The 16,943-nt window shown below is 63.0% G+C and carries 14 protein-coding genes; 8 read left to right on the forward strand and 6 right to left on the reverse strand.

Features of this window, described 5'->3' with window-relative positions; genetic code table 11:
• Nucleotides 1-664: 664 nt before the first annotated feature.
• The 5 genes from QMX97_RS19265 to glnT form a co-directional block, all read right to left on the reverse strand.
• Nucleotides 665-1,990, reverse strand: a complete 1,326-nt coding sequence (locus QMX97_RS19265) for an ammonium transporter (RefSeq protein ID WP_106804438.1) — start codon at nt 1,988-1,990, stop codon at nt 665-667.
• Between the two features lie 185 nt (nt 1,991-2,175).
• The gene (locus tag QMX97_RS19270; protein ID WP_065905711.1) at nt 2,176-3,498 is read right to left on the reverse strand and encodes an FMN-binding glutamate synthase family protein; all 1,323 of its coding nucleotides are present in this window, start codon (nt 3,496-3,498) and stop codon (nt 2,176-2,178) included.
• 15 nt (nt 3,499-3,513) lie between these two features.
• Nucleotides 3,514-4,188, reverse strand: a complete 675-nt coding sequence (locus QMX97_RS19275; RefSeq protein ID WP_065905709.1) for a protein glxC — start codon at nt 4,186-4,188, stop codon at nt 3,514-3,516.
• Nucleotides 4,189-4,199: 11 nt separating this feature from the next.
• The gene (locus QMX97_RS19280) at nt 4,200-5,105 is read right to left on the reverse strand and encodes a glutamine amidotransferase family protein (protein WP_065905707.1); all 906 of its coding nucleotides are present in this window, start codon (nt 5,103-5,105) and stop codon (nt 4,200-4,202) included.
• A gap of 135 nt (nt 5,106-5,240) precedes the next feature.
• The gene (glnT, locus tag QMX97_RS19285) at nt 5,241-6,575 is read right to left on the reverse strand and encodes a type III glutamate--ammonia ligase (protein ID WP_065905705.1); all 1,335 of its coding nucleotides are present in this window, start codon (nt 6,573-6,575) and stop codon (nt 5,241-5,243) included.
• A gap of 282 nt (nt 6,576-6,857) precedes the next feature.
• On the opposite strand from glnT, the gene QMX97_RS19290 reads away from it, so the two are divergent.
• From QMX97_RS19290 to QMX97_RS19320, 7 genes are all read left to right on the forward strand, one after another.
• Nucleotides 6,858-7,457 (forward strand): helix-turn-helix domain-containing protein, encoded by a 600-nt coding sequence (locus tag QMX97_RS19290; RefSeq protein WP_053139883.1) that lies wholly within the window; start codon nt 6,858-6,860, stop codon nt 7,455-7,457.
• 324 nt (nt 7,458-7,781) lie between these two features.
• A complete protein-coding gene (gene purU, locus QMX97_RS19295) occupies nt 7,782-8,648 on the forward strand; it encodes a formyltetrahydrofolate deformylase (protein WP_282397407.1) in 867 nt (288 codons plus the stop codon).
• Nucleotides 8,645-9,550: a bifunctional methylenetetrahydrofolate dehydrogenase/methenyltetrahydrofolate cyclohydrolase FolD gene (gene folD / locus QMX97_RS19300; RefSeq protein ID WP_282397408.1), complete on the forward strand. Its 906-nt coding sequence runs from the start codon at nt 8,645-8,647 to the stop codon at nt 9,548-9,550. The genes purU and folD overlap by 4 nt, the downstream gene beginning before the upstream one ends.
• A complete protein-coding gene (locus QMX97_RS19305; protein WP_065905698.1) occupies nt 9,532-10,773 on the forward strand; it encodes an FAD-dependent oxidoreductase in 1,242 nt (413 codons plus the stop codon). Before folD ends, QMX97_RS19305 begins: the two co-directional genes overlap by 19 nt.
• Before the next feature lie 13 nt (nt 10,774-10,786).
• The gene (locus tag QMX97_RS19310) at nt 10,787-11,086 is read left to right on the forward strand and encodes a sarcosine oxidase subunit delta (RefSeq protein ID WP_065905694.1); all 300 of its coding nucleotides are present in this window, start codon (nt 10,787-10,789) and stop codon (nt 11,084-11,086) included.
• A complete protein-coding gene (locus tag QMX97_RS19315; protein WP_282397409.1) occupies nt 11,083-13,980 on the forward strand; it encodes a 2Fe-2S iron-sulfur cluster-binding protein in 2,898 nt (965 codons plus the stop codon). The genes QMX97_RS19310 and QMX97_RS19315 overlap by 4 nt, the downstream gene beginning before the upstream one ends.
• A 3-nt stretch (nt 13,981-13,983) precedes the next feature.
• A complete protein-coding gene (locus QMX97_RS19320; protein ID WP_282397410.1) occupies nt 13,984-14,553 on the forward strand; it encodes a sarcosine oxidase in 570 nt (189 codons plus the stop codon).
• Nucleotides 14,554-14,681: 128 nt separating this feature from the next.
• On the opposite strand, the gene QMX97_RS19325 is transcribed toward QMX97_RS19320, so the two are convergent.
• Nucleotides 14,682-16,088 carry a cytosine permease gene (locus tag QMX97_RS19325; RefSeq protein WP_213552331.1) on the reverse strand — a complete coding sequence of 469 codons (1,407 nt, stop codon included), beginning with the start codon at nt 16,086-16,088 and terminating at the stop codon, nt 14,682-14,684.
• Nucleotides 16,089-16,411: 323 nt separating this feature from the next.
• Here QMX97_RS19325 and QMX97_RS19330 point away from each other — a divergent pair, with 323 nt between their 5' ends.
• Nucleotides 16,412-16,897, forward strand: coding sequence for a flavin reductase family protein (locus QMX97_RS19330; RefSeq protein WP_065905687.1), 486 nt, complete (start codon nt 16,412-16,414; stop codon nt 16,895-16,897).
• The last annotated feature ends 46 nt before the right edge of the window (nt 16,898-16,943 follow it).

Consider the following 16,943-nt stretch of genomic DNA (forward strand, 5'->3'; position numbering starts at 1 on the left):
AGCGCTTTCGCAGGCAAGCCAGCTCCCACATTTTTTCGAGGTGTCCGGTCGATTGTGGAAGGCGCCCGCTTGTTAGGCAGGCCAGGCTGGCAGTGATCTGAATCACAACACAAAACCCCTGTGGGAGCTGGCGGAGTCGCCCTTATTTCAATCCCCAGGGTGATCGCAATATCCGGCGCGACGCAGCCCAAGTGTGGGAGTTGTCGAGTCCCGGCGAGGCTGCGAAGGCGGCGGCATTGCTGGCATTTTCTGCGCCTGGCACACCGCTTTCGCAGGCAAGCCAGCTCCCACATTTGTTCGAGGTGTCCGGTCGATTGTGAAAGGCGCCCGCTTGTTAGGCAGGCCAGGCTGGCAGTGATCTGAACCACAACACAAAACCCCTGTGGGAGCTGGCTTGCCTGCGATGGCGGTGTGTCAGTCACCTTCTGCTTTGACTGATCCAGCGCTTTCGCAGGCAAACCAGCTCCCACATTTGTTCGAGGTGTCCGGTCGATTGTGGAGGGCGCCCGCTTGTTAGGCCGGCCAGGCTGGCAGTGATCTGAACCACAACACAAAACCCCTGTGGGAGCTGGCTTGCCTGCGATGGCGGTATGTCAGTCACCTTATGCTTTGACTGATCCACCGCTATCGCCAGCAAGCCAGCTCTTACAGGTTCGGGTTGTGATCAGTGGTTGTACGCCCGCTCGTTATGCTCGGCCAGGTCCAACCCCATGTCTTCCACCGATTCATGGGCACGCAGGCCGATCAGGGCGTTGATGACTTTGAGGATGATCCAGCTGATCGCGAAGCAGTACACGGTGGTCAGCACGACCCCTTTGATCTGCGCCACGACCTGGCCGCCCATGGTCACGCCTTCGACCAGTCCGCCCATGGACGGTACGCAGAACACGCCGGTCAACACCGCGCCGATCATGCCGCCGATGCCGTGCAGGCCGAACACGTCGAGACTGTCGTCGTAGCCGAAGCGGCGTTTCAACACGGTCACGCTGAGGTAGCAGAACACCCCGCACAGCAAGCCGATGGCCAACGCGCCGCCGACGCCCACATAGGCGCACGCCGGGGTGATCCCGACCAATCCGGCCAACGCGCCGCTGGCCAGGCCGAGGGCACTCGGTTTGCCGACCTTGAACCACTCGGTGAACATCCAGCCGAGGATCCCGGCACACGCGCCCAGTTGGGTATTGAGCATGACAATCCCGGAAAGGCCGTTGAGCCCGCCGCCGGAGCCGATGTTGAAGCCGAACCAGCCGACCCAGAGCATCGCCGCGCCAACCATGGTCAGGCTCAGGTTGTGCGCAGGCATCGGCGTGTTCTGGTAGCCCTTGCGCTTGCCGAGGATCAGGCACGCGGCGAGCGCAGCCACACCGGCGTTGATGTGCACGGCGGTGCCGCCGGCAAAATCGAGCACGCCCCAGTTATGCATCAAGGCCCCCGAACCGCCCCAGACCATATGCGCCACCGGGGCATACACCAGGGTGAACCAGATGGCCATGAACCACAGCGCCGCCGAGAACTTCATGCGTTCGGCAAACGCCCCGGCGATCAGCGCGGGGGTGATGATGGCGAAGGTCATCTGGAAGGTCACGAACACCCCTTCCGGGATATCCCCCACCAGGCTTTCGGGGGTCATGCCGGCCAGGAACGCACGGCTCAAACCGCCGACAAAACTGTTGAACGTCACCTGCCCTTCGACCATGCCCGTGGTGTCGACCACCATGCTGTAGCCGTAGATCACCCACAGCACGCCCACCAGGCCGGCGATGCCGAAACACTGGGTGAACAGCGAAAGCATGTTTTTCGCACGGACCAGGCCGCCATAGAACAACGCGAGCCCCGGCAGGCACATGAACAGCACCAGCACGGCGGCGGTGACCATCCAGGCGGTGCTGCCGGTGTTCAAGGTGGGTGCATCGGCGGCCTGTGCCAAAGGTGCGAAGGCACTGGCGGCCAATAACCCGAAGAGGGACTTGCCGAGAAGACGATTGACCATATTCAAAGCTCCTGCGAAAGAAATGGGATATGCCTGGCAGCGAGCAGTTGTTGTTAGGAGAGCCTCTTGGCGGGCTCCTTGATTTGCCTATCTGTCGTGGCAAGTGCGCTTACGCAGCCCTAAAACGCCGGCTGCAGCTGCGCTGAACGGCAGCAAGCGCCCTCGCCACAGGTATGACGCCAGGCTCAGTAGCCGGAACCGGGCACCCAGCTGGTCCCTGCCAACGGCACCCGGGCCATCGCCGCCGATTCCACTGTCAGCGCCACCAGGTCCTCGGGGTCGAGGTTGTGCAGGTGCGACTTGCCGCACGCCCGCGCCATGGTCTGCGCTTCCAGCACCATCACCCGCAGGTAGTTGGCCAACCGCCGCCCGCCTTCCACCGGGTCGAGGCGCTTGGACAGTTCCGGGTCCTGGGTGGTAATGCCGGCCGGGTCGCGGCCGTTCTGCCAGTCGTCGTAGTAGCCGGCGGCCGAGCCGATCTTTTTCAGTTCCGCGTCCAGCCGTGGGTGGTTATCACCCAGGGCAATCAGCGCCGCCGTACCGATGGCGACGGCATCCGCGCCCATCGCCATGGCCTTGGCCACGTCGGCCCCGTTGCGGATCCCGCCCGATACGATCAACTGGACCTTACGGTGCATGCCCATCTCTTGCAAAGCCTGTACCGCTTGCGGGATCGCCGACAGAATTGGAATGCCGACGTGCTCGATAAACACTTCCTGGGTCGCCGCCGTGCCGCCTTGCATGCCGTCGAGCACGATCACATCCGCGCCAGCCTTGACGGCCAGCTTCACGTCGTAATAAGGCCGGCTCGCGCCGATCTTCACGTAGATTGGTTTCTCCCAGTCGGTGATTTCGCGCAGCTCGGCAATCTTGATCGCCAGGTCGTCCGGGCCGGTCCAGTCCGGGTGACGGCAGGCACTGCGCTGGTCCACACCGATCGGCAAGGTGCGCATGCCGGCCACGCGCTCGGTGACCTTCATGCCGAGCAGCATCCCGCCACCGCCGGGCTTGGCGCCCTGGCCGAGGACGATCTCGATGGCGTCGGCCTTGCGCAAATCGTCGGGGTTCATGCCGTAGCGCGACGGCAGGTACTGGTACACCAGGTGCTGGGACTGGCCGCGCTCTTCCGGGGTCATGCCGCCGTCACCGGTGGTGGTGCTGGTGCCGGCGATGGTCGCGCCACGGCCCAGGGCTTCCTTGGCATTCGCCGACAACGCCCCGAAGCTCATGCCGGCGATGGTCACCGGGATCTTCAAGTGGATCGGCTTCTTGGCGAAGCGGTTACCGAGGATCACGTCGGTGCCGCACTTCTCGCGATAGCCTTCGAGCGGGTAACGCGACACGCTGGCGCCGAGCAGCAGCAAGTCGTCGAAGTGCGGCAACTTGCGCTTGGTGCCGCCGCCGCGAATATCGTAGATACCGGTTTCGGCCGCACGCTGGATTTCCTGGATGGTCAGGCGGTCGAAGGTGGCCGACTCGCGCAGTACCGGAGGGGTTTGTTCACTCATGGTTGTAGCTCCTGATCAGTACGCGGAGGCGTTATCGACTTTGAAGTTGTACAGCTGGCGGGCCGAGCCGTAGCGCTTGAAATCCGCCGCCTGGTGGGCGAAGCCGGCACGGTCGAGCAGTTCCTGCAGCTCTTGCAGGTGCTCGCTGCGCATCTCTTTTTCGACGCAATCCGAGCCCAGGGACTCCACCGTGCCTTTCACGTAGATGTGGGTCTCGTACAACGAGTCGCCCAGCGCATCGCCGGCATCGCCGCACACCACCAGGCGCCCGGCCTGGCCCATGAAGCAGCTCATATGGCCGATGCTGCCGCCGACGACAATGTCGATGCCCTTCATGGAGATCCCGCAACGCGCGCCGGCATCGCCTTCAATCACCAGCAGGCCGCCATGGGCCGTGGCGCCGGCCGCCTGGGACGCGCTGCCTTTGACGCGCACCGAACCCGACATCATGTTCTCGGCACAGCCCACGCCGACATTGCCATGCACGGTGATCGAGGCCTGTTGGTTCATGCCCGCGCAGTAGTAGCCGGCGTGGCCCTCGATATCGATGGACACCGGCTGGTTCACGCCCACGGCCAGGTTGTGCTTGCCGTTGGAATGGGTCACGCGCCATTCGTGGTCGAGCACTTGCGCGTGCAGCGCCTGGTTGAGGTCACGCACAGTGGCGGTGGAAAGATCGATGGTTTTCATGTGTGCGCTCCTTAAGCTGACTGGCGTTCCCAGATGTACAAAGTGGCCGGTGCCGGCTCCCAGATCCGCGCGTTCTCGATGCCCGGCAGGCTCGACAGCGCCTGGTATTCGGAGGCCATGGCCACGTAGTCGTCGGTCTCGGCGAGGATCGCCGGCTTGCACGCGATCGGATCGCGGATCACCGCAAAACCGTTGCGCGTGCCGATGGCAAAGGTGAAGAAGCCGTCGAGGTCCTGCAGGGAATGGTCCAGCGCCTCTTTGAGCGAATCGCCCTGTTGCAGGCGCCAGGTCAGGTAGCCGGCGGCAACTTCGGTGTCGTTGTCGGTCTCGAAATGAATGCCTTCGCGCTTGAGTTCCTGGCGCAGGCGGAAGTGGTTCGACAGCGAACCGTTGTGCACCAGGCACAGGTCGGCGCCGGTGGAAAACGGGTGGCTGCCTTCCATGGTCACCGCGCTTTCGGTGGCCATGCGTGTGTGCCCGATGATGTGGCTGCCTTGCATGCCCGCCAGGCCGAAGCGCTGGGAAATCTCCTCGGGCAAGCCCATGCCCTTGAGGATCTCGATGCTTTGCCCGGCGCTCATGATGCGCACGCTCGGCGCCAGTTCGGCCAGCGCCAGGCGCACCGGCGCCTCGTCGGCGTGGATTTTCAATACCGCCGCGCTGGCGTTCTGGAACCAATCCAGCGAGCAGCCCAGGCGCCCTTCGAGTTCGCCCATCAGGGCCTTCCAGTCGAAGGCTTCAGTGGTCGCCTGCAAGGTCAACTTGACCCAGCCGTCGGCGACCTCATCGCCGTAGATGGCGAAGCCCGCGCTGTCCGGACCGCGGTCGGTCATGGCCTGCAGCATCGGTTCAAACAGCTTGCCGAGCTGGGGTTCCAGTCGGGGATTTTTCAGGTACAGACCTACGATTCCACACATAAGAGCAGTCCTCACTTTGTTCGGTGTGGCAAGCCGCATTCAAGCTGCAAGCAAGCCGGGTAGACAGATGACTTGGAGCGGCCCCTACCACCGCCTTGACTTGCAGCTTGCAACTCACAGCTGCCGCCCCTTGCCTCAGAAAAATTCGGTGTAGCGCGCGACTTCCCAGTCGCTCACATGGCGGCTGTACTCCACCCACTCCATGCGCTTGAGCTTGATGAACTCGCCCACGATCTGCGGGCCGAGCACCTCGGCAAACAGCGGGTCGGCTTCCAGCGCGTCGCAGGCTTCCTTGAGGGATTGCGGCAGGGTCTTGATGCCGCGTTCGGCGATCTGCTCCAGGCTCAGGCTGTAGAGGTTCTCGTTGCAGACGTGGTCGATTTCCAACTGGCGGTCGATGCCATCCAGGCCTGCCGCGATGATCGCGGCGCTGACCAGGTACGGGTTGCAGCCGGCATCCGGCAGGCGAAATTCCAGGCGGCCATACGGCACGCGCACCATCGCCGAACGGTTGTTGGCGCCAAAGGCGATAAAGGCCGGGGCCCAGGTGGCGCCGGACAACGAGTTGCCCACGACCAGGCGCTTGTAGGAGTTGACCGTAGGTGCGGCGAACGCACACAACGCCGGGCCATGGGCGAGCAAACCGGCAGCGAAGTGATAGGCCAGTTTCGACAGGCCCATGCCGCTCGGATCGCTGGCGTCATGGAACAGGTTTTTGTTCTCGGCGCTGCTGATCGACAGGTGAAAGTGCATGCCGTTGCCAGCGCGTTTCGGGTCGGGCTTGGGCATGAAGGAGCAGATCATGCCCAGGTCATTGGCGATCTCGCCGGCGGCCATGCGAAAGAAGGTAAAGCGGTCGGCCGAGGTCAGCGCGTCGCTGTAGGTGTAGTTGATCTCGAACTGGCCGTTGGCGTCTTCGTGGTCGATTTGATAGACCTCGAAATCCACCGCCTGCAAGGCTTCGGTCAGGCGCTCGAGGAACTCGCGCGAACGCGACAGGCCCTTGTAGTCGTAGCAGGGTTTGTCGAGGTTATCGCTGGGGTCGACCAGTTGCAGCTTGCCCTGCTCGTCGCGGCGCATCAGGTTGAATTCGGGTTCCAGGCCGGTGTTGAGGGTCCAGCCCTTGTCCTGCAGGCGCTGCACCTGCTGCTGCAGCACGTAGCGGCTGTCGTAGGGATGGGGCTTGCCATCGACATGCCCGACGCACACCACGCGCCCATAACCCGGTTGCCATGGCACCGGCGTCAGCGTGGACAGGTCACCGCGCGCCATGAAGTCCGGACCGTGGGGCTCCATACCCATGCCGCTGATGGCAAACCCGGCAAAGCCCGCACCCTCTTCGGCCACGGTCTTGAGCCCGCAAATCGGCACCGACTTGGTCTTGGCCGCACCGTGTATATCCACAAACTGCGCAAGCACGTACTTGATCCCGTGCTTGTCGATGATGCGCTGGGTTTCTGCTGGCAACATTGCGTGTCACTCCTCGCGAAAGGCAAAACCGTGTGGGTGGGCCTAGGCTGTCTTTTTATTCCTAAAAAGAAAGTTAGTTTCCTTACAGGAATGCAATACCCTTGCCAGATTCGCGAGCGGCGGATTGAACTGCCGGTGAAAGCGCTTTTGTGCTGTATATATGGGAAAATTGTTTTCCCCGCAGGAATACGCACAGCGGGATGGCCTTGAAGAGCCAGATCTTGCACTTTCCCAGTGCGAAAATAATATTACTGAACGGAAACCGTGCAGGAGCCGATGATCATGTCCACCGAAACCGCCCCGCGCCTCAAGCTCGAGCAATACCTGGGGCTGCAGATCAAACGCCAGCGCCAGGCCCAGGACCTGAAGCTGTCCGACGTGGCGAAAATCGCCGATATAAGCCAGGGCATGTTGAGCAAGATCGAAAACGCCCAGGTCTCCACCAGCCTCGACACCCTGAGCCGCCTGTGTGATGTGCTCGGGCTGCCGCTGTCGAAGTTGTTCAGCGAATACGACCAGCAGGATGGCAGCGCTTTGCTGGTCAAGGCCGACCAGGGCATGGAAGTGGTGCGCCGAGGGACCGAGAAGGGGCATACCTATCACCTGCTCAACCATACGCGCGGGCCGAAGAAGAGCTTCGAGGCGTACATGGTCAGCATGGATGACGCCAGTGAAGAGTTCCCGACCTTTGCCCATCCGGGAACGGAGTTTTTGCACTTGCTCGAAGGTGAGCTGATTTACCGGCACGGGAACCAGCTGTACCGGATGGAAGCGGGTGACAGCCTGACCTTCGAAGGGGAGATTCCGCACGGGCCGGAGCAGTTGGTGCAGGTGCCGATCCGGTTGTTGTCGATCATGAACTACGGCAACGACAAGGAATAACGCAGGCACCGAGGTTGTTTTCTATGGAGGCTGGCTTGCCTGCGATGCAGGCAACTCGGTCTGCCAGTGGCAGTGGGTGGATGCCTTCGCAGGCAAGCCAGCGCCTACATTTGATCGCATTCCAGCGTAGGAACGCGTCGTAAAAATTCCTATCAGTTAAAAAACTTTCCCAAAACCCCTAGACGGCCCGCCCCCATTCCCCTATAAAGCCACTTCAGGAATATTTTATTCCTCACAAGAAAATGCGCTCACGGAACGAGCCCGCTGTCCTCAGACATTTTTTCGCTATGCGATGAGCTGCCGCCATCATCCCGAGGACGTGTCATGCAACACGAAAAAAACCATTTCATCATCAAGGTCACTTGTCCCGCGGTGTCCGGCATTGTCGCTGCCGTCACCACTTACCTGGCGGACAACGCGTGCTACATCGGGGAGATGGCGCAGTTCGATGATGACTTCAGCGGCCGCTTCTTCATGCGCGCCGTGTTTCGCTTCAACGACGGCCACGCCGGTGATCTCGAACAGATTCGCGCAGGCTTCGCCGATGTCGCCCAGGCCTTCGACATGCAGTGGGAGTTGTACGACACCCGCGAGCCGATGCGCGTGATGCTGATGGTGAGCAAGTTCGACCACTGCCTCACCGACCTGCTCTACCGCTACCACAAGGGCGAGATGGACATGAGCATCACCGCCATCGTCTCCAACCACCTCGACCTGCGGCCGATGGCCGAACGCGAGGGCATTCGCTTTATCTACCTGCCCGTGTCGAAGGACAACAAGGCCGCGCAGGAAGCCGAGCTGATGAAGGTGGTCGACGACACCCGCACCGAACTGGTGGTGTTGGCGCGCTACATGCAGATCCTCTCCGACGACCTGTGCCGGCAACTGTCGGGGCGCGCGATCAATATTCACCACTCGTTCCTGCCCGGTTTCAAAGGCGCCAAGCCCTATCACCAGGCCTACCAACGAGGTGTGAAGCTGATCGGTGCGACCGCGCACTACGTCACCAGCGACCTGGATGAGGGCCCGATCATCGAGCAGGAAGTGCAACGCGTGGACCACGTGTACAAGCCCGACGACCTGGTCGCCATCGGTCGCGACACCGAGACCGTGGCCCTGTCCAAGGCGGTCAAGTACCACCTTGAGCACCGGGTGTTTCTCAACCAGGACAGAACGGTGGTGTTCCGGTGAACGCGTACAAACTGATCGATGGCAAAGCCGCCGCCGCGCAGGTGCTGCTGCAGGTCCGCGAGGACGTCGCACGCCTGCATGAGCAAGACATCCTGCCAGCCCTGGCGGTGATCCTGGTCGGCAACGACGCCGCCAGCCAGGTGTATGTGCGCAACAAGATCCTGCGCGCCGAAGAGGTAGGCATCCGCTCCGTGGAGCACCGCCTGCCCGGCGACACCAGCACCGAACAACTGTTGATCCTGATCGGCCAATTGAACGCCGACCCGGCCATCCACGGCATCCTCCTGCAATTGCCGTTGCCGGCGCAGATGGACGAGCTGCGCGCCCTGGAGGCCATCGCGCCGGACAAGGACGTCGACGGTTTTCACAGCCAGAACGTCGGCGGCCTCAGCCAGGGCCGCGCGGTGCTCACGCCGTGCACGCCGAGCGGCTGCCTGTATTTGCTGGAACAAACCTGCGGCGACCTGCGCGGCAAACATGCGGTGGTGATCGGCCGTTCGAACATCGTCGGCAAGCCCATGGCCGCGCTGCTGCTCAAGGCGGACTGCTCGGTGACCGTGCTGCATTCGCGCAGCCACAACGCCCAGGCGCTGTGCCGGCAGGCGGATATCGTGATCGCCGCCGTGGGCCGCGCACGCTTGATCGACGCCAGCTGGCTGAAGCCCGGCGCGGTGGTGATCGACGTCGGTATCAACCGTATCGACGACGCGGGCCGCAGCCGCCTGGTGGGCGATGTCGACTTCGACGGCGCCCTGCCCCATGTCGCCGCCATCACCCCGGTACCCGGCGGTGTCGGCCCGATGACCATTGCCTTCCTGATGAAAAACACCGTGGCCGCCGCCTTCGCGCAACACCACGCCCTACGCAGCCAATCGGAGGCCGTATGCCATTCAATCTATTGAAGTACGGACTGAGTTCGGAGTACCCGGTGGAGGTGGATCTGCCCCCGCCCAAGGAACTCAAGGCCAGCTATGACGTGGTGATCATCGGCGCCGGCGGCCATGGCCTGGCGACCGCCTACTACCTGGCCAAGTACCACGGCATCAGCAACATCGCGGTGCTGGAAAAGGCCTACCTGGGCGGCGGCAATACCGCGCGCAATACCGCGGTGATCCGCTCCAACTACCTGACCAGCGAGGGTGTGCGCTTCTACGCCGAGTCGGTGAAGATGTTCCAGTCGTTGTCCAACGAATTCGACTTCAACATCATGTACTCCGAACGCGGCCAACTGACCCTGGCGCATACCGATGCCACCGTGCGTTCGTTCCGCCAGCGTGCCGAGGTCAACAAGCACTTCGGCGGGCGCACCGAGATGATCGACCGCCAGCAGATCCGCGAACTGGTGCCCAGCCTCAACCTCGACCCCGGGCACTTGCCGGTGATCGCCGGGCTCTGGCATATCGACGGCGCCACCGCGCGCCACGATGCCGTGGCCTGGGGCTACGCCAAGCAGGCGGCCAAGCGCGGAGTGGAAATTCATCAACTCACCGAGGTACAGGACCTGGTCATCGACCACGGCACGATTACCGCCGTGAAGACCAATCGCGGCACCATCCAGTGCGGCTGCGTGGTACAGGCGATTGCCGGGCACAGCTCGTTGCTGATGGCCAAGGCCGGCATCCGCTCGCCGATCCAGACCTTCCCGCTGCAAGCCATGGTCACCCAACCGTTCAAGCCATTCCTCGACCCGTTGGTGAGTTCCTCCGCGCTGCACTGCTATGTGCAGCAGACCAGCCGCGGTGAAGTGGTGTTCGGCGGCGGCTCCGATCCTTATCCGCTGTTCAACACGCGCTCGACCCTGGACCTCAAGGAAAGCCTGCTGGCCCACGCGATCGAAATGTTCCCGTTCCTGGCCAACGCCAAACTGATGCGCCAGTGGGCCGGGATCACCGACATGACCCCGGACTACAGCCCGATCATGGGCCTGTCACCGGTGAAGAACTACTACCTCGACGCCGGCTGGGGCACCTGGGGTTTCAAGGCCACGCCCATCTGCGGCAAGACCATGGCCGAGCTGGTCGCCAGCGGCGGCCAGGTGCCGGCGCTGATCAAGCCGTTCGGCCTCGAACGTTTCTCGACCTTCCAGCAAGTCAACGAGATGGGCGCTACGGCGGCCAGTCACTGATGGAGAGCGGACTATGAAAATCATGACGTGCCCGCTCAACGGGCCGCGCAATATCAGCGAGTTCACCTACGGCGGCGAGTTCAAGCCGATGCCCGACCCCGTCCATTGCAGCGATGCCGAATGGGCCGACTACGTGTTCAACACCGACAACCTCGCCGGCGTGGTGCGCGAATGGTGGATGCACACGCCGTCCAGCTACTGGTTCCTCGCCGAGCGCCACACGGTCACCGATGAGGTCCTGCGCACCTTCGACCCCAAGGAACTGTTCACCACCCGCGTCGATTTTGCCGCCGCCAAGGAGATCGCCGGATGAACCGCCTTCCCGCCCCCATGGGCTTGCTGATCCAGCGTGATCAAGCCCTTGATTTCAGTTTCGATGGCCAGGCGTACCAAGGCTTGCAGGGCGACAGCATCGCCAGCGCCCTGCTCGCCAACGGGCGCTTCCTGCTCTCGCGTTCGTTCAAATACCACCGCCCGCGCGGCCCGCTGACCATGGCGGGCCAGGATGCCAACAGCCTGGTGCAACTGCCCCGCGAGCCCAACGTGCTGGCCGATGCTCACGCGTTGTCTGCCGGCTTGGCGGTGAGCGCGCAGAACGTCAACGGCTCGCTGGACAACGACAAGGACGCCTACCTCGGCAAGTTCTCCAAGTTCATGCCGGTGGGGTTCTACTACCGCTCGTTCTACAAGCCCAAGGGCATGTGGAAAGTCTGGGAGCCGATCATTCGCAAAAAGGCCGGCCTGGGTGTACTCGACCTGACGTTCCAGCCCGAGTACTACGACAAGGCCTATCTGTTTACCGACCTGGCCGTCATCGGCGCCGGCCCCGCCGGCCTACAGGCGGCGCTGACGGCCGCGAACGCCGGGGCCAAGGTGCTGCTGATCGAGCAGCAGCCGATCCTCGGCGGGTCACTGACCTATGCACGCTTCGATATCGCCGGTACCCGCGCCGACAGCCTGCGCCGCGAACTGGTGAGCGCGGTGCAGCAGCACGCGAATATCCAGGTGCTCACCGAGGCCACGTGCAATGCCTGGTTTACCGACAACTACCTGCCGGTGATCCAGGGCAAGCGCATGTACAAGGTGCGCGCGCAGCAGTGCCTGGTGTGCAGCGGCGCCTTCGACCAGCCGGTGATTTTCCGCAACAACGACCTGCCGGGCGTGATGCTGACCAGCGCCGCGCAACGCCTGATGAAACTCTACGCGGTCAAGCCGGGCAAGCGCGCGGTGGTACTGACTGGCAACGACGACGGCTACCTCGCCGCCCTCGACCTGCATGACCAGGGCGTGGAAGTCGCCGCCGTGATCGACCTGCGCCACGCCCCGGCCGACAAAGCCCTGTCCGGCGCCCTGGCCCAGCGCAAGATCCCTTTGCTGAACAACAGCACCGTGTTCGAGGCCCTGCATGAGAAAGGCCTGCGACACGTGAAAGGCGTCGACGTGCGCCAGATCACCGGCCAGGGCCAGGTCAGCGCCAGCGGGCAAGTGTTCGACTGCGATTTGCTGTGCATGTCGGCCGGCTACATGCCGGTGTATCAACTGCTGTGCCAGGCCGGCGGCAAGCTGGCCTATGACGACCAGCGAGCCGAATTCAGCCTCAGCGGCCTGCCCCGCAACCTCAAGCTGGCGGGCTCGGTGCACGGTCGGCATCAGCTCGAGAATGTGCTGGCCGACGCCGCCAACGCGGCGGCCGACATCGCTGTCGCGCTGGGCCTGGGCACCACGATTGCGCCGCTGCCGCTGCACAGCGAAGCCCAGGTCAACTTCGGCTGGCCGATCTTCCCGCATCCCAAGGGCAAGGATTTCGTCGACTTCGACGAAGACCTGCAAGTGGCGGACATCGTCAACGCCACGCGTATCGGCTACCGCGATGTGCAACTGGTGAAGCGCTATTCCACGGTCGGCATGGGCCCGTCCCAAGGGCGGCATTCGGCGCTGCCGACCGCGCGCCTGGTGGCCTGGGCGACCCAGCGCAATATCAGCGAGACCGGGGTGACCACCGCACGGCCCCCTTTCGTCGCGGAGAAACTCGCGCATGTCGCCGGGCGCGCCTTCGACCCTTACCGGCAGACACCGATGCACGCGCGGCATGTGCAGGCCGGGGCGAAGATGATGCCCGCCGGTATCTGGCAACGCCCGGCCTACTACGGCCGCGCCCAGGACCGCGACGCCTGCATGCAGGCCGAGGCCCTGCACGTGCGTAACCACGTCGGGCTGATCGATGTGTCGACCCTCGGCGGCCTGGACGTGCGCGGCCCGGATGCCGCTGAACTGCTCAACCGCCTGTACACCTTCGCGTTCCTCAAGCAACCGGTGGGCCGTTCGCGGTATGCGCTGATGACCAATGAACACGGGGTAGTCATCGACGACGGCGTGTGCGCGCGACTGGCCGACCAGCACTTCTACGTCACCGCCACCACCAGCGGCGTCGACCGCATCTACCAGCAGATGCTCAAGTGGAACGCGCAATGGCGCCTCGACGTCGACGTGGCCAACGTCACTGCCGCCATCTGTGCGGTGAACGTGGCCGGGCCGGATTCGCGCAAGGTGCTGGAACAAGTCTGCACTGACCTCGACCTCGGTGCCGAGGCCTTCCCCTACCTCGGCGTGCGCCAAGGCACGGTGGCCGGGATCAAGGCGCGGTTGCTGCGGGTCGGGTTTGTCGGCGAGCTGGGTTATGAAATCCACGTGCCTGCACGCCACGGCCTGGCGCTCTGGGATGCATTGATGGAGGCCGGCAAGGCGTTCGATATTCGCCCGTTCGGTGTCGAAACCCAACGCCTGCTGCGCCTGGAAAAAGGCCACGTGATCATCAGCCAGGACACCGACGGCATGACCCACCCGGCAGAAATCGACATGGGCTGGGCGGTAAGCCGCAACAAGCCGTTTTTCGTCGGCCGCCGTTCGGTGGACATCCTCGAAGCCCAGCAGCTGAAACGCAAACTGGTGGGTTTCACCTTGCCCAAGGGCAGCGTGCAACCGCTGGAAGGCCACCTGGTGCTCGACGGCCCGGACATCAGCGGTAACGTCACCTCGTGCGAATACTCTGCAACGCTGGGCCGCATCATCGGCCTGGCCTACGCCGGGATCGAACAGAGCACACCGGGGCAGCGCATCCCGATCCGCGTCGAAGGCGGCATCGTCGTCCAGGCCGAGGTGGTGCCACTGCCGTTTTTCGACCCCACCAACCAACGCCAGGAGGGTTAAGCCATGACCAGTCTGAAAGCCCACGAACTCTTCACGCCGCCCTGCCACCTGGTTGACCAGACCGATCTGCCCCGGGTCGGCTTTCGCGGCGCGCAAAGCGCCGAGTACCTCAGCGCACGCGGTTTCACCCTGCCCGCCGCCCCCAACCAGGCCACCCCGCAAGCGGACGGCAGCTGGGTGGCGCGCCTGTCGCAGACCGAATACCTGTTGTTGGGTAGCCCACAGGATCAGGGCCAGCGCATCGCCGATGAAGAGGCCCGCTGGGAGCTGGACCACCGCGCCAACTACCTGCTGCCGCGCCAGGACAGCCACGCCTGTGTGTTGCTCAGCGGCACGGTGATTGCCCACGTGATGGCCAAGCTCTGCGGGGTCGATCTCGGTTTCCCGGCCTTCCAGCCGGGAGCGGTGGCGCAGACGTCAGTGGCGCGGGTGAATGCGCTTGTGATCCACACCGGGAGTGTGGAGGCACCGGCGCTGCATATCCTCTGGGATCGCGCGTCGAAGGAATACTTCGTCGGTGCATTGCTGGATGCATTGGGCGAGTTTGGCGGGGCCACTCTGCTCAGCGCATGAAGCTGGCTTGAAGTCGATCTCGGTCCAACCTGTGGGAGCGGTGTGTCAGTCAGTACCTATTGGGCTGAGACACCGCATTCGCGAGCAAGCCCGCTGCCACATTCTCGAGGCTGTGGTGTGAGCAAAGGTCAGTCGGTGTAGCCCAACCGCGCCGCCCTGGCCTTCTGGGTATGTTGACGTGTCGCCAGGCAGTAATACAGCGGGCACGTCACCACCAACCCCACCAGCCACGACAGGTCCGCGCCGTCCACCAGATTGGCCCACGGCCCCACGTACAGCGATGTATTGGCAAACGGCAGCTGGACAATGATGCCGATGAAATAGGCCACGATCGCATGCAGGTTGAAGCGCCCGTAGACCCCGCCGTCCGCGCGGAAGATCGAGGCAATGTCGTACACCCCGCGCTTGATCACATAGAAGTCGATCAGGTTGATCGACGCCCACGGCACCAGCACCAGCAACAGCGCCAGGATCAGCCCGATAAACTGCGAGATGAAGTCCGCCGATGCGCCCAGCGCCACGAGGCAGCAACCGGCCAGGACCACGCCGGACAGCACCACGCGCACCTTGATGCTCGGGGTCCAATGGCTGGCGAAGGTCTGGATCGAGGTGATGATCGACAGCACCGCGCCGTACAGATTCAGGGCGTTGTGGCTGATGATGTTGAGCAGGAACAGCACCATCAGGATCGGTCCGAGCCAGCCAGTGGCTTGCTTGACCGCGACCATCGCTTCGGTGCCTTCGGGCGTGGCCAGTGCCGCGACCAAACCAAATGCGAACGACAGGATGGTGCCGAGGGTGGCGCCCAGATAGGTCGCGATAAACGGCCGGGTGATGCCGATATCCGCCGGCAGGTAGCGCGAATAGTCACTGGTGTAGGGCGAAAAGCTGATCTGCCAGATCACTCCCAGCGACACCGTGGCCAGCCAGCCGGCGGCGTTGAAACCGCCACGGGTGAGGAAGTCCGCTGGCAGGTCATGGGCGAAGATGTAGATGAAACCGGCGAGCAGCGCGCTGCCCATCACCCAAGTGCCGATGCGGTTGAGGCTGTGGATGAAGCGGTAGCCGATCACGCCGATGGCGGTAGCGCTGAGCGCGCCGATCAGAATGCTCGCCGGCACCGGCACCGCGGGCACGATGCCGACGATGGATTTGCCGGCCAGCACGATGTTGGAAATGAAAAAGCCGATGTAGATCAGCGCCGCGAAGAACACGATCAGCAGTGCGCCGTAACGGCCGAACTGGCCCCGGCTCTGCACCATCTGCGGGATGCCCATGCGCGGGCCCTGGGCCGACGCGAGGGCAATCACGATACCGCCGAGCAGATGCCCGAGGGCAATCGCCAACAGCCCCCACACCAGGTTGAGGTGGAACACCTGGGCCACCATGGCACCGGTGACGATGGGCAGCGGCGCAATGTTGGTGCTGAACCATAGGGTGAACAGGTCGCGGGCCTTTCCATGGCGCTCTGCGAGAGGAACGTAATCGACCGTGTGATTCTCGATCAGGGGATCTTGCCGGGACATCTGGGGCATGGAAATGGACTCGCGTTTGTCTGATCTTATAGTTGTTTGACGCCATACCGGGGGCGCATCGTGGCGGCCCCTCAGATGAACACCATATTATGGTATTCCAATATTTTCACAAGACTGATCCGTAGTCTCCGCGCGCATCTGATCCGCAAGTGTGCCACATGGCCCTCGGCGTTTTCGCGCCTTTAACCCCGTATTTATTGGTTATAAGACCAAAGGTTGACGTTTATCGGCTGCCTGAAAAAGCAGTTGCATCGATTGTATTACGGTATACCATCAGACCTACAAACTCATAAAAAACCGCTTTACCGCCAGAGGACCGTCCCATGATCGATGCCGCTATCTACAAACAAGTGATGGGTTCGTTTCCGTCCGGGGTCACCGTGATCACCACGCTCGATGACGACGGGCAAATCGTCGGGCTGACCGCCAGTGCCTTCAGTTCGTTGTCGATGGACCCCGCGCTGGTGCTGTTCTGCCCCAACTACAGCTCCGACTCGTACCCGGTGCTGATCAAGAACAAGCGCTTTGCGATCCACGTCCTGTCCGGTGGGCAACAAACCGAAGCCTATGCCTTTGCGCGCAAAGGCAAGGACAAGGCACAGGGCATCGAATGGACGCTCAGCGAACTGGGCAACCCGATCCTGGCGAACGCCACGGCGGTGATCGAGTGCGAGTTGTGGCGCGAGTATGAAGGTGGCGACCATGCAATCATGGTCGGCTCGGTGAAAAACCTGATCGTGCCCCAGCAGAACGCCGGGCCACTGGTGTATTGCCACGGCAAGATGGGCGCCCTGCCCCTGGTTGCCTGATTAATTCCGATACACCACAGTGCCTGCATCGCAGCCAAGCCAGCGC

Source organism: Pseudomonas sp. PS01298, from assembly GCF_029959745.1.
Lineage (GTDB): Bacteria > Pseudomonadota > Gammaproteobacteria > Pseudomonadales > Pseudomonadaceae > Aquipseudomonas > Aquipseudomonas aylmerensis.